16 protein-coding genes are annotated in these 19,591 nt (G+C 60.4%); 5 read left to right on the top strand and 11 right to left on the bottom strand.

Translation table 11 applies throughout. The features are described 5' to 3' along the window. Positions 1-119 precede the first annotated feature (119 nt). From L6D81_RS20495 to L6D81_RS20470, 6 genes are all read right to left on the bottom strand, one after another. The gene (locus L6D81_RS20495) at positions 120-632 is read right to left on the bottom strand and encodes a hypothetical protein (RefSeq protein ID WP_236181674.1); all 513 of its coding nucleotides are present in this window, start codon (positions 630-632) and stop codon (positions 120-122) included. 126 nt (positions 633-758) lie between these two features. Next, positions 759-2,360: a hypothetical protein gene (locus L6D81_RS20490; RefSeq protein WP_236181673.1), complete on the bottom strand. Its 1,602-nt coding sequence runs from the start codon at positions 2,358-2,360 to the stop codon at positions 759-761. 31 nt (positions 2,361-2,391) lie between these two features. After that, positions 2,392-3,300 carry an Ig-like domain-containing protein gene (locus tag L6D81_RS20485; RefSeq protein ID WP_236181672.1) on the bottom strand — a complete coding sequence of 303 codons (909 nt, stop codon included), beginning with the start codon at positions 3,298-3,300 and terminating at the stop codon, positions 2,392-2,394. A gap of 70 nt (positions 3,301-3,370) precedes the next feature. After that, the gene (locus L6D81_RS20480; RefSeq protein WP_236181671.1) at positions 3,371-7,384 is read right to left on the bottom strand and encodes an RCC1 domain-containing protein; all 4,014 of its coding nucleotides are present in this window, start codon (positions 7,382-7,384) and stop codon (positions 3,371-3,373) included. Positions 7,385-7,501: 117 nt separating this feature from the next. Beyond that, positions 7,502-7,897 carry a YbaN family protein gene (locus L6D81_RS20475; protein WP_236181670.1) on the bottom strand — a complete coding sequence of 132 codons (396 nt, stop codon included), beginning with the start codon at positions 7,895-7,897 and terminating at the stop codon, positions 7,502-7,504. A 10-nt stretch (positions 7,898-7,907) separates the two neighbouring features. After that, positions 7,908-8,495: a UPF0149 family protein gene (locus L6D81_RS20470; protein WP_007958400.1), complete on the bottom strand. Its 588-nt coding sequence runs from the start codon at positions 8,493-8,495 to the stop codon at positions 7,908-7,910. A gap of 277 nt (positions 8,496-8,772) precedes the next feature. Between L6D81_RS20470 and recQ the strand changes: the two genes are divergently transcribed. The 3 genes from recQ to L6D81_RS20455 all read left to right on the top strand — a co-directional run bounded on the left by recQ (position 8,773) and on the right by L6D81_RS20455 (position 13,369). Then, complete coding sequence (gene recQ, locus L6D81_RS20465) at positions 8,773-10,902, top strand: DNA helicase RecQ (RefSeq protein WP_236181669.1); 2,130 nt, start codon at positions 8,773-8,775, stop codon at positions 10,900-10,902. A 132-nt stretch (positions 10,903-11,034) separates the two neighbouring features. Then, complete coding sequence (locus tag L6D81_RS20460; RefSeq protein WP_236181668.1) at positions 11,035-11,469, top strand: MarR family transcriptional regulator; 435 nt, start codon at positions 11,035-11,037, stop codon at positions 11,467-11,469. Positions 11,470-11,596: 127 nt separating this feature from the next. Further along, entirely contained in the window at positions 11,597-13,369 is a 1,773-nt protein-coding gene (locus tag L6D81_RS20455) for a motility hub landmark protein FimV (protein WP_236181667.1), read from the top strand. A gap of 6 nt (positions 13,370-13,375) precedes the next feature. Here the strand turns inward: L6D81_RS20455 and L6D81_RS20450 are convergent, their stop codons facing one another. Further along, a complete protein-coding gene (locus L6D81_RS20450; RefSeq protein ID WP_236181666.1) occupies positions 13,376-15,565 on the bottom strand; it encodes a patatin-like phospholipase family protein in 2,190 nt (729 codons plus the stop codon). A gap of 71 nt (positions 15,566-15,636) precedes the next feature. Between L6D81_RS20450 and L6D81_RS20445 the strand changes: the two genes are divergently transcribed. Continuing rightward, positions 15,637-15,924, top strand: a complete 288-nt coding sequence (locus tag L6D81_RS20445) for an Rdx family protein (RefSeq protein ID WP_236181665.1) — start codon at positions 15,637-15,639, stop codon at positions 15,922-15,924. On the opposite strand, the gene L6D81_RS20440 is transcribed toward L6D81_RS20445, so the two are convergent. Both L6D81_RS20440 and L6D81_RS20435 read right to left on the bottom strand, forming a co-directional pair. Further along, positions 15,918-16,811 carry a DMT family transporter gene (locus L6D81_RS20440; RefSeq protein WP_236181664.1) on the bottom strand — a complete coding sequence of 298 codons (894 nt, stop codon included), beginning with the start codon at positions 16,809-16,811 and terminating at the stop codon, positions 15,918-15,920. The two genes, L6D81_RS20445 and L6D81_RS20440, sit on opposite strands and share 7 nt — an antisense overlap. Before the next feature lie 72 nt (positions 16,812-16,883). Continuing rightward, positions 16,884-17,648 carry an AraC family transcriptional regulator gene (locus L6D81_RS20435; protein WP_236181663.1) on the bottom strand — a complete coding sequence of 255 codons (765 nt, stop codon included), beginning with the start codon at positions 17,646-17,648 and terminating at the stop codon, positions 16,884-16,886. A 132-nt stretch (positions 17,649-17,780) separates the two neighbouring features. Between L6D81_RS20435 and L6D81_RS20430 the strand changes: the two genes are divergently transcribed. Next, positions 17,781-18,596 carry a UDP-2,3-diacylglucosamine diphosphatase gene (locus L6D81_RS20430; RefSeq protein ID WP_039765488.1) on the top strand — a complete coding sequence of 272 codons (816 nt, stop codon included), beginning with the start codon at positions 17,781-17,783 and terminating at the stop codon, positions 18,594-18,596. 14 nt (positions 18,597-18,610) lie between these two features. Here the strand turns inward: L6D81_RS20430 and L6D81_RS20425 are convergent, their stop codons facing one another. Beyond that, the gene (locus L6D81_RS20425; RefSeq protein WP_236181662.1) at positions 18,611-19,201 is read right to left on the bottom strand and encodes an HD domain-containing protein; all 591 of its coding nucleotides are present in this window, start codon (positions 19,199-19,201) and stop codon (positions 18,611-18,613) included. A gap of 24 nt (positions 19,202-19,225) precedes the next feature. Further along, positions 19,226-19,537: an Mpo1-like protein gene (locus L6D81_RS20420; protein WP_041475173.1), complete on the bottom strand. Its 312-nt coding sequence runs from the start codon at positions 19,535-19,537 to the stop codon at positions 19,226-19,228. Between the last annotated feature and the right edge of the window lie 54 nt (positions 19,538-19,591).

The raw sequence follows: 19,591 nt of genomic DNA, 5'->3' as shown, positions 1-19,591 counted from the left end.
TGGTGAGTGAGTCGGTCTTGATCTACAACCGTGAGCGTCCGCATCTGTCGTTGAAATACAAAACGCCCGATGCGATGCATCGGGCGTTGGGGTGAAACAGGTGTAAACCTATTTCAGGACTAGACACACTCCGCGTCGATTACTCCCTGCTCGATGATTTCCGGCGGCAATCGCGCGATATGCAGTTCGGAATGCCCGTCGGGTAGATGAGGTTCCTTGTCGCGGCCACCGGGGCTGGTGAGTTTGACGAAAAACAGCGACACCACGGAGGGATCGTCCGGCTTGGTTGCGCCGAACCGTTTCAACTCATAAAAGCACTCATGCAAGCCGGGCGTGAACAGCTCCTTGGGCAGGTAAAAGAACAGAGGCGTGTCTTTTTCCCCCGGCTCAACCGTTCGGGTAAGCACCGGAACGTTGTCCCAGCACACAACGCTCTCGTCACCCTCCAACATGTCGAGGTACGCGGCAATCACGCACAGCACGCCACTGTCGCTTTCCGAAACCACCATGAGATTGATCCCGCCATCGGCATTCTCGATTGGCGTGACTGCACCACTGATCTGCAGGGGCCGCAGTGCCAGCGTGCTGGGCTTGTCGAGATCGGGAAACAGAAACAGGCTGCGGGAGTGCATGACAAAACTCCTGAACGAGTGCGCAATGGAAGGTGCAGACGATGTCTTATTGAACATGAGGGGAGGAGAGTGGGGTACTGTCAGATCTGACAGGTGCGCCAGTTTTTTCGACCAGTGGTTTCGCGATCAGGGCGTTTCCCCACCCACGAGCTGATCCTGCGGATCAAACTCGAACAGGTAGGCGGTTCTTGTCACGTTGGATGTCAGGTGCACCACCGGAAGGAACTGGCCGGTTTGCTGAAAATAATCGCGCTGGAAATAACGTGCACTGGACTTTCCAGTGACGGCGACATAGAAGAACGCTTCGAGGGGCAGTTGCTGCGGTATGTCCTGGGGCCAGTCGGCAATGATGATTTCGTTATGTATCCGCTGATCCGCTGCCGTCAGCCTGGAGCGTGCTTCGATGCTTACGGCGAAGGAGGCCTGGTTGCCTTTCAGGCTGCAGCCGTGATAGCGGCTTGGCTGCTTGTAGAAGTGTTCGATGTAGGCATCAACGGTGGTGATGCCCTGCTCATCACAAGGTCGGCTTGCGGTTGGAGAGTCAGAATGCGCGTTGCAGCTGTTGCTTCGATGAAAAGTGGCGCCATCGAAAGGCCAGGCGCATCGCAATGTCAGAGGATAGGCCGTCGGCGCCTCCAGCTCCTTCATGATCAACCCCTGGGGCTTTGACCACGGCAGGACGGGCAGATGAATATCGTCTCGTAAATAAGAAAAGGACACCCCGTCCCGTTCTATAGAACCCGGGCTGGGGTTCCATGCGTGGTACTCCGGCGTCGCACTGGTCGTACGCACCAGAACACCGTTGCACCTATACGCGGCACCATTGCCGGGACAAGCCATTCGTTTATCGTTATACCGCGCATTCAGTTTCGTCGCGATCTGATAGCCAATGTACAGTTGATCCTGTTGATTGAAGCCGAAAATCCGGTCCGCCGGCTGATTCAGATCCATGCGCAGGATCGGCGGCCAGTCACCGGTGGCGTTGAAATAGTCGCGTTGATCCTTCTGTGCGCCGAGTAATGACCCGGTCTTGTTCACATCGTGGAACAACGCTTGCAGCGGCAGCTTCGCGGGTGCCTGTTCATCCCAGTTGCGGACTTGCACCAGCGTTGGCAGTCCTGACCAGCTCGCATCGATACCTTGATGGGCGAGCAGGCTCGCCATGAACTGCGCCGGATTGTGGCTGCTCAGTGAGCATTGTGCGACAGGCCGGGTACCCTGTTGTGCGAAGTGCGCGAGCCAGCCTTGCGCGTCAGTCACGCCCAGCGCCGTGCAAGAGCTGATGTCCTGTGCAAGATTCAGCGCCGCGGCTGCCCAGCCACAGCCCGATTGCGGTCTGATTGCGGGTATCTGGAATTCGAAGGGGTAGACGCACAGTACATCCAGCGCTTTGCCCAGGCCGATGGCGGTGAATTGATCGCTGAACACTGCGCCGTAGGCTTGAGTCAGTGTCCGGGTATCGAGATCGGCGCGCAGGTAGTTCAAGCCCTGTGCGCCGAGCTGAGTGGCGGGTGTACTGTGTTCCCAGAACTTTCGCGCTCCATCGCTGCCAAGCACCCATACACCGCTGCAAAAATACGCCGGGTTCTTGCCCGGACACTGGCTGGGGGTGCTTTGATAGCGCTGGTTGAGCAGATGGGCGATCTCCGGACCAGTTGCCGCCTGGCCGACACTGCTGAACAGTAAAAAGGCAAACAGCAGCATCTTGATTGGCAGGGTCCTTTGCACGGTGCTCTCCGTAAGTCTTGGCTGACAACGTTTATTCCCGGGAGACACCCAGGACCTGACAGAACGAGGCGATGTCCTGGCTGCTGGCGTTGTCGTTCACTGACGATCCATTGAGGTCATACGTCCATGCGGTGCCGGCGCCCAAAAGATCGGCGGTCCACACCGGGTAGTTCAGCCATTCCAGAAACTCCGCGACGGGGCCGGCGTCGGGGAAATACAGCGTCCACAGGCGTCTGGCCTGGGTGAGAGTGATGGCTTGCAGCTTCGCAGCGGCACAGATCCTGTTCATGCCCTCCCAGTCCGCGCTGGCACTGAGGAAATACACGTGCTCAATACCCTTGATGGTGAGCGGATACTCGCGGCTCTGGTTCTGACTATCGGTTGCGCGGATCCAGCAGGTGCCGTTGCGCAGAGCGGTGACCTCGCCTGATCGTGCATCGACACTGGCAATCTTCCGATCGGTGCTCTCATAGGTGAAGGGAGCGCTGCCCCAATTGGCTTCTCGGGTCATGCGCGCCGCCGGGGGAGGCACAGGTGGTGGCTTGTCGACGGAGGAGACGTAATTTTCACTACTCAAATCCAGTGTTGCAGCGGCTTCGAAAGCAGCTTGCAGTTTCAGATCCAGAGCGTCCGATGGTTCTCGGTCGCTCTGATAAAACTGCACTTCGTAGCGGATCGGTACGATGTCATTCTCATCAGCAACAAATTCCCGGGCGTCAACATTGAACAAAACATCCTTGTTGACCGCGCCGGCGCTGATTGGCAGGTCATCGGTGTAGGTGTCGCCAACGAACAAGTAAACGTGATCGCGGTACATCATGGACGTCCAGGGTTTTATTCTGACGGTCGCTCCCCCGGGTGGAAGCGTTTGCGGATCCAGGACACCGTCGGGCGCTTCGTCCACGGCGGGCGCCCGCAGATTGTCTTTGGTCTGGCTCATGTCACTCTCTCCCGACGTCAGATAGGCGGCACTCGAGTGAGTGCCGCACAGGAAGGCATCGTCGAAGGTGTCAGGGGGGGGTGAGCCAGGCCAAGCGACTGGCCTTGAGTGCAAGACCGCGGGTGACCGCATTGGCGTAGTACGACACCTGGCCTTTCAACCGATCTTGAGCGGTGCTGCTGTCGCCGCCGGCGAGAGCTGCCCCCCAGGTCACCACTTCGCCGTCGCGAGTGAGTGCCGTAAAAGCATGACGGTTGGCATAGATTGCGGTGACGTTTACCAGTTTGGCGGCGACGGGCGTGGTATCTCCGCCGAGCGCCGGATCGCCCCAAGCCACCACGGTTCCATCTCTGCACAAAGCCGCAAAAGCTTTGGCGGTGGCAGCCAATTGAACAAGGTCATCCCTACCGGCGATCGTGTCAGGGATCAGACCGCCAGAGTTGGCGGCGGGCCATCCGACGACGTAGCCGCTGTTTCGCAGCGCTGCGAACGCATCCGAACTGGCGACGACCGAGTCGATATCCGTCAGGGAGCGGATTTCCGCAGGAATTGTTGCGCCATACGCAGTTGCGCCCCAGCTCGCAATTTGTCCAGTGGTGAGCATGACGACAAAGGCCTGAGCATTTGCGCAGGCAAGCGCCTGGATGTTGGTAAGGCCGGCGACCTCGTCGGATACGGCGCCCCCTTTCAGAGGATCACCCCAGGCGACCACGCTGCCGTTTTCCCGATGTGCGGCGAAAGCGAAGCCGTTGCCGATCACGTGTTTGATATCGGTGAGGCTGGATATCTCTGGAGGAACAACACCGCCAAACCCCGCTCCGCCTCCCCAGGCCATCACCTGACCGGTCGCTCTGAGGACGGCGAAAGCATCTCCGGCCGGCGCCAGTTCGACGGCATCTCTCAAGGCCAGTATCTCGGCAGAAGGGGTTCCGCCTTTGGCAGCGGTACCCCAGGCATGGACTGATCCATCGGATTTGATGCCTGCAATAGCAACGCTGTTGCCAGCGAGCCGAACGAAGTTCTGAGGATCGACGTTGCCCATTTCTCCACCCTGATTTGCAAGCCCGGGCCAGGCAACAGTGAAGTTGTTGGTGCGATTCACTGCATAAGAGCTGCCGGAACATGAAATTCGGGCAATATCGGTGAAAGTCTGAAAGGTCGCAGGAATGGCTGCGCCAAACGATCGATTACCCCAGCCGACTACATTGCTTTTATCCCGCAGCGCAACGAATGCCCCATCATTGGCGGTAGCTCCCGGGCCGCCTGTGCCAAATATATTCACTCTGTTCAGGTTGACCTGGTCGTCACTGGTGCGAACCTGCAAAGGTTCGTACGGTTGGGTATCAGACCATGTCTCCGCTTTCGTCCAGGAGGTATCGCTGGCGTATTTCCACTCTGCCTGTACGCGTTGCAGGGTGTCTGCATTAAAGGCAGAAATGAGCCAGCTGGAGCTGGACTCCCGATAGATCCCCTTGTTGTAGCGGGCTCCCATGACCAGCAACTTGCCACTGCCGATCACCTTGCGCACATCGTAGACTGTCGGGTCGGAAGGACCATCGGTACCGCCGGCCTTGCGTTCGATTTCGTAGCTCAAGGCGATGCTCCTGCCTTCATTGGCGTTGATCACGCTATGCGGCACCTTGATCACAGACAGCTCCATGTCGGCCTGGCCGGGCAGCACGGTATGCGGATACGTGGTAATGGTTTGCCCCTCTACCGTTACCGTGATTTCGTCATCTGTCTTCAGAAGGGCAGAGGCCGGTATCACCACCGTTGCGCCGTGCGGGTGAACATCATCGGGATTCAACTGATCCTTTTGCGGCCCGGTCGCTTCCTTGAAAGTGGCCTCTGGCAGATTGAACTCTGTCGTCTCCACTCTCAGCGGATAGTCCTCACCGGGGACTTCGCCACCCTCGAACAGCTCCACTTTATAACTGATCACCACATCCTTGTTCAGGCAGGCCAGCACAATGGCCTGGTCAACCGTGAACTCAACGGGTTTGCCCTTGTTGTTTCCGCTGATGGGTTTGTCGTCCGTGTGTACTGTCACGCTGTCTGTCGTGGCCCACTTCATGTAGAAGTGATCGCCGGTATTCTCTGGCCGGTTGGCGGCAATTCTGACGGTTGCACCGTCCGGGGCATTGGCGGGGTCGAGGATTCCATCGGGGGCTTGCACCACTTCCGCTGGATCCAGCAGTGGTTGCTCCGCCCTGCCGACGACAAAGGTCAACGGATTGGAATAGCTGGTGGTATCGGTTTCCTTGCGCCAGATCCGGTAAGTGGCAGTTACCTTTTTTCCGCGGTTGGGTTCAATGTGTGCCGCTACAAAGGCGGCATCCAGTGTGAAATGCACATTCTTGTCGGCCGAGAGGGCGTTCAGGTCGACGAAGTCTTCCTTCTTGCCTGTGACCTCGCCATCCCACGTATAGGTGACTTTGTCGCCAGATTTGCTTGGCGTGCCAGTGGGTCTTGGCGCAGTGAGTTTGCTGGCGCCTGCGGGCAGGTCGCCGGGTTCCAGACCACCATTCTCATGTCCCAGAACGTCGGGTTTGACCAGTTCGAACTGCGGCTTGCCGATGTTGATGGGGGCCGCCGATCGAGAGCGGCGTTTGATGATTTCGCCGTCTTTGTCCATCAGCAGTATGTAGGACGCGACTACATTTCCGCCGTTGAGGATGTGAATGTGTTCGCCGTCGATAAAAATGACAAAACCCTCCGGATTCTCCACTTCGGACTTGTCCGGGAAATACCAATCTTCTTCGAAGCCTGGGTTATAGATGGAGCCATCGGGGCGCTTGCCGAACCACACAACTTCGATTGCCATGCCGACTTCAATGATCGGGTTGTGTGGAATCCGCAAAGCGGTCCTGGGGAGGTCGTGGGGAATAGCGCCATCTTTCTCATCGTCGAAAATCGGGGCGGCCAGTTGATCGGCTTCACCTTCGATTTGCACGAACTGGCCTTTGGATCGCAGTGGCTCGGTACTGCCGGGGCGTTTCAGACGGTAAAGAAAACTGACCTGGGTTTTTGCAAGTTTGCGTGCATCCGAGTTCTGGATAGCCAACTCGTAGGTGTGTGGCAGGTTGTCAATTTCCACCAAGGGAGCGATGGCTTCGATCAGATCGCCATCTACTGTGGTGCCGCGCATCATCAGTTCGATTTCGTCGCCATGTTTGAAGTCTGGACTCCTGGCCACCACTTGGACGATGACTTTCTCATTACCCAGCTTCTCAAGATTAAGCACGTTGTTGGTGGCCTGCTCGACAATTGGGGCGAGCAGGAGGTTGACGCCCAAAGAGACTCTGATTCGGGTTTCCTTGCACCAGTCTTCTGCGAAATTGTTCACCTTGTCTTTTGTAATGAAGCTCACAGCCAGACCTGCATCATCGGTATCGCCGGCCTCTTCGATGATTTCTTTTTCTATCAGGATCTCGATCGGGTGGTTGTCTGGGTCATTGATTTGTTCGGGAGTCAGAGGTTCGGACTCCACGATTACGCCCCCCCAGGTCCCAATGATCACATCACCTATTGCTGCATTGGGGTAAGGCAAGCCGGTGCCAGACTCGGGACGGATGACAATCAAAACACCGTCTTCTGCTATTTCCTTGTCCACGACGCCGTTGACGATTTTCGGATCGATATACATGAACAGTTCGGAATGACCCGGATCCGGATCCGTATCCTGCCCACCCGGAATCTCGATTTTTACGTATATCTTGGTCGGAGGTGTCTGGGTTTCCGGCGCTTGATTGAGCCGGGTAACGCGGTAAGAGAGGGTATGCGAGCCTGTCTGTGCGTGCCGGGGGGCGACGAACAGCGTTACACGCTGCCCCACCTCGGCAGCGTCCTTGATGGTGAGCTGATCAACGACATTATCATCCAATAACAGTTCGGCCTTGTCGCCGACGCCCATCACGGTCCATGGGGAAATATGAGTTTGCAGGCCTTTTTCGGGATGTACTCCCATCGCAGCCGCCAGATTGATCCCCCACTCACCGGAAGGCAGTAGTTCGGGTTGCTTGTCGGGAATATCCGGCTCGACAAGCGCCAGGACGGGAATTTTTTTCGCAGGTTTTTTCAACATGGCAGGCACTCCGTCGAGAGATGGGCGATGGAGTGATTTATGAGTTGGAATCGATGATTTGCCCACTGTCAGATCTGACAGGTGCGTAGGGTTTTCCGACCAGCGGTTGCTGAGAGTTCAGCGTTTGGGCAGGGTTTTTTGCCGCAAGATGTAAGCCGTCACCAACACCGCACTGGTCAACATGAACCCTCGCGCCCACGGCAGCGGAACCAGGTAGCACGAGAACAGGATGCTCGCCCACATCAACCCGATCGCGTAGACCTTGCCCTTGAGCGGAATGCCGTTGCCGTCGAGGTAATCGCGGATCCATGGCCCGAGCCGGGGATGCTCGACCAGCCATTGATAGAAACGCGGAGAGCTGCGGGCAAAGCAGGCGGCTGCCAGCAGAAGGAAGGGAGTGGTGGGGAGAACAGGCAGGAAAATTCCGATCACCCCTAATGCCACGCTCAGCCAGCCGATGGCCAGCAGGCTGTAGCGCAGTATCAGGGGGCGGTTGCCTATGGGGTTGTCCATAGGCCGGATCTTAGTGGTGACGTGGCTTGAGGATCGCCGGCTTTTCGTCGGGCGCCTGGCACAGCAGGTACAGCGCGGTCAGGGCTTCCGGGATCTGGACGATCATGTCGTCCATCAGGTTGGCGTCCTTGGCGATGTCTTCGAACTCGGGCTGTTCGTCGAACAGGCCCGAACCGACCATGATCGGCAGGAGCATTTCGCTGACTTCTTCTTCGGCGGTTTCGAACCAGGCCGCTTCGCGCAGGAACACGCCTTCCATGAAGCCGATGCACCAGCCGCGCAGTTCGGAATCGTCCGGGTCGTCGCCCAGGTCAAGTTCGCACGGCAGCTCGAATTCTTCATCCGACGCCAGTTGGCGGGCGATGTGGGCCTTGAGGCCGATCAGCGTGGCTTCGATTTCTTCACGCTGGGCTTCGCTGCTGTAATGCGGCTCTTCGGCGAACAGGGCATCGATCCACTCACGGTCCGGCACCACGTCGGCGCAGATCGACAGCGCGGTCAGGTAACCGTGAGCGGCCACGTAGTCCAGCGCCTCTTCATGCAGCTCGTCGGCGTCGAGGAAGACTTGCAGGCGGGTTAGTTGCTCGGCGAAGGACATTAAAGGGCTACCTTGGGGGAATAAACAATGCGGGAATTCTAGGCCTTCTTGAGCCCTCAAGCCAGCCGCACGGCAGATTTGCCCGTACAAGCTTCTTATCGGCGGTGCCCTTTGCCGGGGAGGGCTCGGGTATACTGCCGCGCTTTGCGATCCCTGCCGGTGTCGCGGCTGAATCTGTACGGCGTCATGCAATGCGCCCTTACGTTTTGTTTAAAGCAGCCTCGGCTGTCTTGAACCAGCCTGTGCAGGGATGTTTCGGTGGATTTTTGGAGTTTTTATGCTCGAACAGGCTCAACGCGTCCTCAAGGACATCTTCGGCTACGACAGTTTCCGTGGCCGTCAGGGTGCAATCATTGAGCGCGTGGCCAGTGGCGGTGATGCCCTTGTCCTGATGCCGACCGGCGGTGGCAAGTCCCTGTGCTTCCAGGTGCCGGCGCTGCTGCGCGACGGCCTGGCGGTGGTGGTGTCGCCGCTGATCGCGCTGATGGACGATCAGGTCGCCACCCTTGAAGAGCTGGGCGTGGCCGCTGCCGCATTGAACTCCACACTGAGTGCCGAACAACAGCGCGACCTCGCCAACCGGATCAAGCGCGGCGAAGTGAAAATGCTCTACCTGGCGCCGGAGCGTCTGGTGCAGCCGCGCATGCTGTCGTTTCTGCAAGGCTTGAACATCGCACTGTTCGCCATCGACGAAGCGCACTGCGTATCGCAATGGGGCCATGACTTCCGCCCGGAATACCTGCAACTGGGGCAGTTGGCGGAAATGTTCCCCGACGTGCCGCGCATCGCCCTGACCGCCACTGCCGACAAGCGTACCCGCGAAGAAATCGTCACTCGCCTGCATTTGCAGAACGCCGAGCGTTTCCTGTCGAGCTTCGACCGGCCGAACATCTTTTACCGCATCGTGCCCAAGGAGCAGCCGCGCAAGCAGTTGCTGGCGTTCCTGGCCGAGCGGCGCAGCGACGCCGGCATCGTCTACTGCCTGTCGCGCAAGAAGGTGGAGGAGGTGGCCGCGTTTCTGACTGAACAAGGCTTCCCGGCGCTGCCGTACCACGCCGGTCTGCCCAACGATCTGCGCGCCTATCACCAGAAGCGCTTCCTCAACGAGGAAGGCCTGATCATGGTCGCCACCGTGGCCTTCGGCATGGGCATCGACAAACCCAACGTGCGCTTCGTCGCTCACCTCGACCTGCCGAAATCCCTTGAGGCGTATTACCAGGAAACCGGACGCGGCGGCCGTGACGGCCTGCCGGCAGACGCGTGGATGGCCTACGGTCTGCAAGACGTGGTGATGCTCAAGCAGATGCTGCAGAACTCCGAGGGTGACGAGCGCCACAAGCGTCTGGAGCAGCACAAGCTCGACGCCATGCTCTCGCTCTGCGAGGAAACCCGCTGCCGTCGTCAGGCGCTGCTGGCGTATTTCGACGAAGACATGCCCGAGCCGTGCGGTCACTGCGACAACTGCACCGACGGCGTGCAAACCTGGGACGCTACCGAGCCTGCGCGTCAGGCACTGTCGGCGATCTATCGCACCGGCCAGCGTTACGGCGTCGGCCATCTGGTGGACGTGCTGCTGGGCAAGGACAACGAAAAAGTCCGCAGCTTCGGCCATCAGCACCTGTCGGTGTACGGGGTCGGCAAGGCGTTGAGCGAGAGCGAATGGCGCTCGTTGTTCCGGCAGTTGGTTGCTCGCGGCCTGGCCGATGTCGATCACGAAGGCTACGGTGGGCTGCGCCTGAGCGACACTTGCCGACCGCTGCTCAAGGGCGAAGTGAGCCTGGAGCTGCGCCGCGACCTCAAGCCGCAAGTCACCGCCAAGAACGGCAGCAAGAGCCAGGCCAGCCAGCTGGTGCGCTTTGAGGAACGCGAGCAGTGGGAAGCGTTGCGTGCCCTGCGGCGCAAACTGGCGGAAGAACACGGCGTGCCGCCGTACGTCATCTTCCCCGACTCGACCTTGCTGGAAATGCTCCGCAGCCAGCCGACCTCGCTGGCGGACATGGCCCGGGTCAGCGGTGTCGGCGCACGCAAGCTGGAGCGTTACGGCGAGGCCTTCCTCGAAGTGCTCGGCGGCGAGGCCGAGGCGCCGAAAGTGGTGGCCGACGTGCGTCACGAACTGATCACCCTGGCCCGCGCCGGCATGACGCCGTTGCAGATCTCCGGTCAGTTGCAGTGCTCGGAAAAGAACGTCTACACCTTGCTCGCCGAAGCCATCGGCAAGCAGCAGCTGTCGCTGGAACAGGCGCTGGATCTGCCGGAAGACCTGATGGGCGAAGTCCAGGACGCGTTCCTCGACGGCGAAGGCGAGTTGCCGTCGGTCGCGGAAGTGGCCGAGCTGTTTGCCGGTCGGGTACCGGAAGGCGTGCTGTATTGCGTGCGGGCTGCGCTGCAATCGGAGTTTGAAATGTAAGAGGGCGTTTGTGCCAACCGTTACGGTTGTAACGATTCAGTACAGGACGGCTCTTGCCTATAGGCAAATGTCATGCTTAGCTGACTAATAATTAGTTTTTCTCTATTTCTTCAGTCTGATCATGAGTGTCTTATGCCGTTAACCGATCAACACCGCTTTGGCATGCAATTGGCCCAGATGTCTCGCGGCTGGCGTGCCGAACTGGATCGCCGGCTGGCCGGCCTGGGGTTGTCCCAGGCACGCTGGCTGGTGCTGCTGCACCTGGCGCGTTTTGAAGAGGCGCCGACCCAACGGGAGCTGGCGCAAAGCGTCGGCGTCGAAGGGCCGACCCTGGCCCGTCTGCTTGACAGCCTGGAAAGCCAGGGCCTGGTGCAACGCCAGTCCGTGATGGAAGATCGCCGGGCGAAAAAAATCGTGCTGTGCGCACCGGCCCTTCCGTTGATCGAACAGATCGAAACCATTGCCACGCAACTGCGCAAGGAGTTGTTCGAAGGCATCGATGAGGCCGATATGAGGGTGTGCATGCGGGTTCACGGGCACATTCTGGCCAACCTGGAAAAGTCTTGAGGCATAACCGCGTGCCGTTTTTTTGAGGGATCACGCTGGGCAGACTATAAGAACTACTGGGCAATATCGTGTTCGTACCGGATGTGCGAACCCATAGAAGTCGGTTTTGCTTATTTAAGGGATGCTCATGCTCGGAAGTCGGCACGTGGTACTGCGTTGCGCAAACTCGTTGCTGGTGGCGGGTGTTCTCACCTGGTCCACCGCGTCATTGGCGCTGGGGCTCGGTGAGATCACCGTGCATTCAGCCCTCAATCAGCCGCTCAAGGCTGACATTGCCCTGGTGGATGTCGGGGGCCTCAGCGAGAGCGAACTGGCGGTCCGTCTGGCCTCGGCGGACGAGTTTGGCCGCGCCGGTGTCGAGCGCGTGTTCTTTCTCAATGACCTCAGATTCACCCCGATCCTGCGCGGCAATCGCAACATGATCCGGGTGACGTCCAGCAAACCGGTCAACGAACCCTTTCTGAATTTTCTGGTGCGGCTCGATCAGCCCAATGGCCACCTGCTGCGCGAATACACCGTATTGATCGACCCGCCGGGTTCGCCGGGCATTGTCCCGGCCACCGACGAACCGGATGTGCGTGCGCAATCGTCGGAATTCCCCACCCCCGAGGCTCCCTCCACAACAACGCCGGCCAAACCTGCTGCGCCGGTCCAGCCACCGGCCCCGGTCGCCGACGCGCAGGCCGAGCAGTTGGCGGCGAGCCTTGTGCAGAACCAGCAACTGCAAAAAACCATCGATGAATTGAACGTGAAGCTTCAGGCCCAGGAAGTGCTGATCGCTGACGGCAAGAAACAGCTCGGTGATTTGCAGGCCCGTCTGATTGAAGTGCAACAGGCGCCCCCCGTATCCGCGGCCCCCGTGGCGCCTGTGCCGGCACCGGTCATTGCCCCGATCGAGGCGCAAGAGGATTCACTCAACTGGCCGCTGCTCGGCGGGCTGCTGCTGTTATTGGGATTGCTGGTGGCGGGGCTGTACGTGCGTCGGCAACGCCAGCAGGCGCAGGGGGCTGAGGCGCCGATGCCGTTCCTGCCAATACCAAACGCACCCCCGGTCGACGACGTCGAGCCGATGCAGCCGAGCACCGCTCAAAGTGCTGTCGAGGATCGCGAGGAGCACGCCAGCGGCGATGTGCTGGAAGCGGTCGGCATTTATCTGGCTTACGGACGCTTGGGCGAGGCCGCCGGTCTGTTGCGCGATGCGTTGCAGCGGGAGCCGGAGCGCATCGACCTTGGCGTGCAGTTGCTCGAAGTGCTGGGGCGTCAAGGCGAAACGCCGGCCTATGACGAGCAGGAAAGCCACCTGCGCCAGCTCGGGGTCGAGGATCAGCGCTTGCAGGACATTCGCGCCCGCTATCCGAAACTGGTCAGCGCCGCACCTGCAGTTGCGGCAGTCCCAGTGATTGCTGCGCTGCCGATCGAACCCTGCGCGCCTGTGGAGCCGGTAGCCGAAGACAATTTCGAGCTGAACCTGGATCAGCTCTCGATGGCCTCCAGTTGGGATCTTGAGGAAACTCGCCCTGCACCCGAACAGGCCCCATCAACACTGGGTTCCGATCTGCAGGTATTGCCACAGGATTTCGAATTGCCGGAAACCCTGACCGACGATGCCGAGACCGCCGAACTGGAGTGGATCGCCGAACCTGAAGCGCAGCCGCTGGACGAGGACTTTCTCAACGAGTTTGGCGATCCCGGCTCGACGCTGTCGCTGGAACCACTGGCGCTGCATGCCCTGGAACCCGAACCCTCGGACGCCGCCAACGCCGGCAAACTCGAACAGGCCCAGACCTGCATCGACGACGGTGATCTCGACAGCGCCATTGCCTTGCTCAACGAACTGCTCAAGGAAGCCGACGAACCCCTCAAGCAAACGGCGCGCACGCTGTTGGCGGGGATTCGCTGACCGCTGTCAGAAGGTCTGGCCGAGGTTCAGGTACACCGCCTGTTCATCCGCATCGTTCAGGCCATAGCTGAAATTCAACGGCCCCAGTGGCGTATCGAAGCCGATGAACACGCTGGCGGCGTTGATGTAGCCGCTGTCGAACGCGTTGTCGTTGTTCCATGCCCGGCCACGTTCCAGCGAGGCACCGGCGTACAGCGGGAAGTCCAGCGGCAGGTACGAACGCGGGGTGAGGCGGCGGTAATACACCGCACGCATCAGACTGACGTTTTGTCCCGAGATCGCGTCTTCGCGGAAACCGGACAATTGCCGGGCGCCGCCAAGCAGGAAACTGGACGTCACCACATTGGCATCGTCCAGCGTACGGCCGTAACGGCCACCCAGAATCAGCGTGTCCGGGCCACTGCTCATGGCCTTGTCCAGTTTGAATTCCCACTGCCGGTAGCGTGTGTCGGAACCCAGGCTCGGCTCGAACTGCACCAGCGTCAGGCCGATGTCTTCGCCTTCGTGGGGGTAGTAGACGTTGTCCAGCGAATCGAACGAGTACTTCAGCGCATAGAACCCTTCGTTGAAGTTTTCGCTCGGTAGGTCCTGATCGCCGATCCGCACATCCGCCTTGCCCCAGGCTTCGCCGACGCCGAAACGGACTTCGCCGCTGTTGCCGATCTGCCGGCCAACGTTGAGGCCGAAGCCGTAGCGTTCGACGCGATACTGGGCGATCGGATCGTTGTCCAGCACCGAGTCGACGTTCTGCGCGGCAAACGATGCATAAGGCGCGACGAAGTAGCGAGAGCCCACGTCCAGTGGTTGATAGAACTCGCTGTACAACTCTTGTCTATCGCCGATCTGCGCCCGGGTCAGCCATTCCGCGCCGAGGCGGTTGATGCCGTTCATGCGGTAACTGGCGCCGAGGTTGAAGGCGCTGTCGCCGCGCATGTCATCCGACAGGTTGAGGCCGACCCGCAGGTAATCGGTGCCGGTGCGTTTGCCGCGGGCGCGGATCACCAGCGTGTGATCCGCGCCCTTGTGTACCACGCGGTATTGCACCTGCTCGAAGTAATCGAGTCCGTACAGGGTGCCCATGTCGGTTTGCAGGCGGCCCAGGTCCAGTGGTGCGCCGATGTGCTGGCGGATGTAGTAGCGGATCACGTCATCGCCGACTTTCGAATCGTTCTCGACCTTGATCGCGGTGATGATCGGCGTGCGCTGGCCCGGCGCTCGAGCGGCATTGAGCTCGGCGTCCTGCGACTGCAGGGGTTTGAGGTGGGCGAGGCGCACGTCCAGAGCCTTGGTTGCTCGGTAGCCGGCGTCGATCATCTCCTGGCCTCGACCGAAGTCGGTGGCGCCGAAACTGGCCAGCGGCGGCTGGATCAGCACGTCGTCGGGATGGAGGCTCGCCAGTTGTTCTTCGGAGTTGCGCCGGGTCATCAGGGTGATCGACTGGTTCAGCACATCGACCACGGTCACCAGTTGCTTGCGATTGCGCAGCGGGGTGCCGATGTCGACCACGATGGCCACGTCGACGCCCATTTCACGGGCCACATCGAGGGGAATGTTGTCGGTCATGCCACCATCCACCAGCAATCGACCGTCGAGTTCGACCGGGGCGAACACCGCCGGGATCGACATGCTGGCGCGGATCACTTGCGGCAGATGGCCCTTGCGGAACACCACTTTTTCGCCGCTGGCAATATCGGTGGTCACGGCACGGAACGGGATGGGCAGTTTGTCGAAATCCCGGGTGTCACTGGTGTGGGCCAGCAGGCTTTCCAGCAGCAGTGCGAGGTTCTGGCCTTGAATCACGCCCAACGGCAGGCCGAGGCTGCCGTCGTCACGAAAGCTCAGTTTCTGTTTCACCAGAAAGTCGCGGTCGTCCTGCTTGCGCCGAAACGGTACATCTTCCCGTGGCGGGGCGTCGGACAATGCCTGTTGCCAGTCGATGGTCAGGGCGAGTTTTTCCAGCTCGTCGATCTTGTACCCCGAGGCGTACAGCCCGCCGACCACCGCGCCCATACTGGTGCCGGCAATCGCATCGATCTTGATGCCTTGTTCTTCCAGGGCCTTGAGCACACCGATGTGTGCCAGCCCACGGGCCGCGCCACCGGATAGCACCAGACCGACTTTCGGGCGTGTTGCCTCACTGGCATGGACGAGCAACGGCAGGAAACCAAGCAACAGGCAGATCAGAAGACGACGCATCGTGAGTCTCGGGGCGAGCGATAAAGCCGGCTATTATAGCGGCGCCCTCTGGCTCAGGAGTTTCAGCGATCATGACTGCCACAAAACCGGAAATCGTCATCACTTATTGCACGCAGTGCCAATGGCTATTGCGCGCCGCGTGGCTCGCGCAAGAGCTGCTCAGCACCTTCGGCGACGATTTGGGCAAAGTGTCACTGGTGCCGGGCACCGGCGGGGTGTTCCACATCATCTGCAACGATGTGCAGATCTGGGAGCGCAAGGCCGATGGCGGTTTCCCGGAGGCCAAGGTGCTCAAGCAGCGAGTGCGCGATCAGATCGATCCTGAGCGCGACCTCGGCCACAACGACCGAACTCAGTGAGACGCCGCTTCGGCCACGACGGTTTTCTTGTCGCTGCTGCCTGACATCCTGCTCGACACCACGATGGCGACGATGATCAGCGCACCGCCGATCAACATGCGCAAGGTCGGATCTTCATCGAACAGCAGCCATGCCACGGTAATCCCGTACACCGGTTCCATGGTGAACACCACCGCTGCGGTGCGCGCCTTGATTACGGCAAGGCTGGCAACGAACAGGCTGTGGGCGACGCCGGTACAGAACACCCCGAGCAGACCGATCCACAACCAGTCGATGGCCCGCACTTCGCTCAGTTGCGGCGCCGCCACCGGCAGCAGACACAACGCCACCACCACGTTCTGACACAGCGCTGCCTGCACCGCCGGGATGCGCCCGGAACTGGCGCGGTTGGTCAGGGACAGCAGGGAAAACAGCAGGCCGGACAGGATCGCCCAGAGCAGGCCGTTGGTCGCGCCGCTGGCCAGATCGAACGCGGGGGTCACCAACACCAGCCCGACACTGACCAGCGCCACCAACACGATTTCGTTGACGCGGATGCGTTCGCGGAAAATCAGCCCCTCGAGGATTACCGTGAAGGCCGGGAAACTGGCGAAGCCCAGGGTCGCAATGGCGACGCCCGCGACCTTGACCGCGATGAAGAAACTCACCCAGTGCCCGGCCAGCAGCACGCCGCTCAGGGCCAGTCGCCGCCAGTCCACGGCCTGCAGCTTCTGCCAGCCGCCCTGTTGAGCGAAGCGGGCGAAAAATGCCAGGGCCAGCACGGCAAACGCGGCGCGACCGAACACGATGACGGCGGGCGTCGCAGCCGCGAGTTTGCCGAAGACGCCGGTCAGGCCGAACATCAGTGCGCCGATATGGAGAGCGCCAAGGGCGGTACGGGGAGTCATTGCAGTCCTTTTTCCAAACACCATTTCAGGCACACATTGAAGCGTGTCACGGCGCAGAAGTCTGTCGGCAGGCTATCGACTTTTGTCGTCAGCCTCGCGTCGCAATTGTGTAGGAGAGGTACCGAATTCACGCAGGACGGCGGCCGCGAAGGCACTTTGCGAGTTGTAGCCGACACGGCTGGCCACTTCACCGACGGGCAGCGTGGTGTTGCGCAACAGCGCCACGGCTTTATGCAGCCGGCGACTGCGAATGTAGTCCATCGGCGTTTGCCCGCATTCGGCGACGAATCGCGCATGCAATCGGGCGCTGGACAATCCGGCGACGCGCGCCAGATCCGCGACTTGCAGCGGATAGGCCGCGTACTGCTCGATGTGCGCATCGAGTGCCGCGTAGGGCAGGCGGCGCGCGACGATCTCGGTGGGTGGCGCGTGGTTCAGGCTTGCCAGCAACAGCACCGCGCCCTGTTGCGCGATCAACGGATCGTCTACCGGACTGTTCGCCAGCCAGTTGACCAATTGACCTTGCCCGGCATCCAGCGACAACCGCGCGGCGTTGTCCAGCAGGCGACGGCTGGCATCGGCGTGATCACCCAGCGAACGTGTCAGCCATTGCTCGTCGGGCACATCCAGCACCAGACAGCGGCTGCCGTTGGGACTGCCGCACGCATGATGCGCGCCGGCGGGGATCACCACGAAGCTCTGCTGCAACACCTGGCTGCCGCGCCCTTCGACTTCGAATTCCAGCGCGCCGGACAGGCCGAACACCAGTTGGGCGTGGTCGTGGCTGTGGGCGATCAGGTCGTGGCTGTAATGGCGCAGGGTCAGGATCGGTTGCATGGCGGTCTCCGGGCGAGCCGCCAGTCTACACCGGCGCGGGGGCGAGGCGTTTGTCACAAGACTGACGTACGCCTGTCATGGTCGATTCACCGGACACGTGCACAGTGGCGAAAACATCGCAGAGGGTTGCCCATGACCAGCGCCGAGCTCGCCAGACCCAGCCGTAAACAACGGGTGCGCACCCTGTGGATCTCCGATGTGCACCTGGGCACGCGGGATTGCCAGGCCGAGCACCTGTCGCAGTTTCTCAAGGGCTATCACGCCGACAAGATCTATCTGGTGGGCGATATCATCGACGGCTGGAAACTGCGCGGTGGCATGTACTGGCCCCAGGCGCACACCAACGTGATTCGCCGCTTGCTGACCATGAGCAAGCGCGGCACCGAGGTGATCTACGTCACCGGCAACCACGATGAGTTTCTGCGCCGCTATTCAAAACTGATTCTGGGCAATATCCAGCTGGTCGACGAAGCCGTGCACGTCACCGCCGATGGCCGGCACCTGCTGGTGATTCACGGTGACCAGTTCGACGTGATCACCCGTTACCACCGCTGGCTCGCGTTCCTCGGCGATTCGGCCTATGAATTCACCCTGACCCTCAACCGCTGGCTCAATCACTGGCGGGCGAAATACGGCTACGGCTACTGGTCGCTGTCGGCCTATCTCAAGCACAAGGTGAAGACCGCAGTCAGCTTCATCAGCGACTTCGAAGAAGCCATCGCCCACGAATGCGTCAAGCGCGAATTGCACGGGGTGGTCTGCGGGCACATTCACCACGCCGAGATCCGCAAGGTCGGCGAGGTGGATTACCTCAATTGTGGCGACTGGGTGGAGTCGTGCACGGCGCTGATCGAGCACTGGGACGGCACGATCGAACTGTATCGCCTGGCGGATGCACAGGCGCGAGAGGCCGAACTGAAAGCGGCGAAGGTTGCCGAGCTGGTCTGAGCCTTCAAATCAACTCAGGCCGGGGCGTGCTCTTCCATCGCCGCCTTGTAAATCGAATTTTTCGGCTGGGCGAACAGCCTTTCCATCATCGGCTCGAAGAAGCTCAGCGGCAGGGTGTCGTACTCGGGGTCGAACGCCGCCGCGTCATATTTGGCGCAGAACTCTGCGGTCGGCAGAAACTGCGGGTGATCGCTGAACTGTTCGCGCAGGTGCCGATCCATGCCCAGGTGATGGAAGAAGTAGTAGCCCTGGAAGATCCCGTGCTTTTCCACCATCCACAGGTTCTCGGCGCTGACGAACGGCTTGAGAATGGCGGCGGCGATGTCCGGGTGATTGTAGGAGCCGAGGGTGTCGCCGATGTCGTGGAGCAGGGCGCAGACCACGTATTCCTCGTCGCGCCCGTCGCGAAAGGCGCGGGTCGCGGTTTGCAGTGAGTGAGTCAGGCGATCCACCGGGAAACCGCCGAAATCGCCTTCGAGCAGTTTCAGGTGCGCCACGATCCGTCCCGGCAGTTGGCGGGCGTAGGCGCTGAAATCCGCCGCGATGATCGCCCAGTCTTCCTGGGTGCCGTCCTTCATGTGGGTGAAACGGGCCGTGGCATTCATCGGCAGTCCTCTTGGTCGGAGTTTTTAGAACGGCACGCGGCCCAGGATCATGTCGCGGTACATGACGAAATCGCCAAGCAGGCTGTAGAACGGGTGCTGGAAGGTGGCCGGGCGGTTTTTCTCGAAAAAGAAATGGCCGACCCAGGCAAAGCTGTAGCCGGCCAGCGGCAGGGCGAGCAACAGCAGCCAGGCGCCCTTGGCGATGGTCAGGGCGAGAATGAAGATCACCAGCGTCGTGCCGATGAAATGCAGGCGACGGCAGGTGCTGTTGCTGTGCTCGCTGAGGTAATACGGATAGAACTCGGCGAAGCTGTTGAAAGGCTTGAGGGTTTCCACGACTGCGATCTCTGTGGTTATTGTTCTGATTGCAAGTTGTTCGGCGGGTAGCTT

The sequence above is a fragment of the Pseudomonas sputi genome, assembly GCF_021603585.1.
Lineage (GTDB): Bacteria > Pseudomonadota > Gammaproteobacteria > Pseudomonadales > Pseudomonadaceae > Aquipseudomonas > Aquipseudomonas sputi.
This window is presented reverse-complemented; position numbering and strand designations above follow the sequence as displayed.

Bases quoted from the DNA above. Each gene is read 5' to 3' on its own strand.
- L6D81_RS20495 (WP_236181674.1), bottom strand. From the start codon at position 632: ATGCACTCCCGCAGCCTGTTTCTGTTTCCCGATCTCGACAAGCCCAGC.
- L6D81_RS20485 (WP_236181672.1), bottom strand. From the start codon at position 3,300: ATGAGCCAGACCAAAGACAATCTGCGGGCGCCCGCCGTGGACGAAGCG.
- L6D81_RS20480 (WP_236181671.1), bottom strand. From the start codon at position 7,384: ATGTTGAAAAAACCTGCGAAAAAAATTCCCGTCCTGGCGCTTGTCGAG.
- L6D81_RS20475 (WP_236181670.1), bottom strand. From the start codon at position 7,897: ATGGACAACCCCATAGGCAACCGCCCCCTGATACTGCGCTACAGCCTG.
- L6D81_RS20470 (WP_007958400.1), bottom strand. From the start codon at position 8,495: ATGTCCTTCGCCGAGCAACTAACCCGCCTGCAAGTCTTCCTCGACGCC.
- recQ (WP_236181669.1), top strand. From the start codon at position 8,773: ATGCTCGAACAGGCTCAACGCGTCCTCAAGGACATCTTCGGCTACGAC.
- L6D81_RS20460 (WP_236181668.1), top strand. From the start codon at position 11,035: ATGCCGTTAACCGATCAACACCGCTTTGGCATGCAATTGGCCCAGATG.
- L6D81_RS20455 (WP_236181667.1), top strand. From the start codon at position 11,597: ATGCTCGGAAGTCGGCACGTGGTACTGCGTTGCGCAAACTCGTTGCTG.
- L6D81_RS20450 (WP_236181666.1), bottom strand. From the start codon at position 15,565: ATGCGTCGTCTTCTGATCTGCCTGTTGCTTGGTTTCCTGCCGTTGCTC.
- L6D81_RS20445 (WP_236181665.1), top strand. From the start codon at position 15,637: ATGACTGCCACAAAACCGGAAATCGTCATCACTTATTGCACGCAGTGC.
- L6D81_RS20440 (WP_236181664.1), bottom strand. From the start codon at position 16,811: ATGACTCCCCGTACCGCCCTTGGCGCTCTCCATATCGGCGCACTGATG.
- L6D81_RS20435 (WP_236181663.1), bottom strand. From the start codon at position 17,648: ATGCAACCGATCCTGACCCTGCGCCATTACAGCCACGACCTGATCGCC.
- L6D81_RS20430 (WP_039765488.1), top strand. From the start codon at position 17,781: ATGACCAGCGCCGAGCTCGCCAGACCCAGCCGTAAACAACGGGTGCGC.
- L6D81_RS20425 (WP_236181662.1), bottom strand. From the start codon at position 19,201: ATGAATGCCACGGCCCGTTTCACCCACATGAAGGACGGCACCCAGGAA.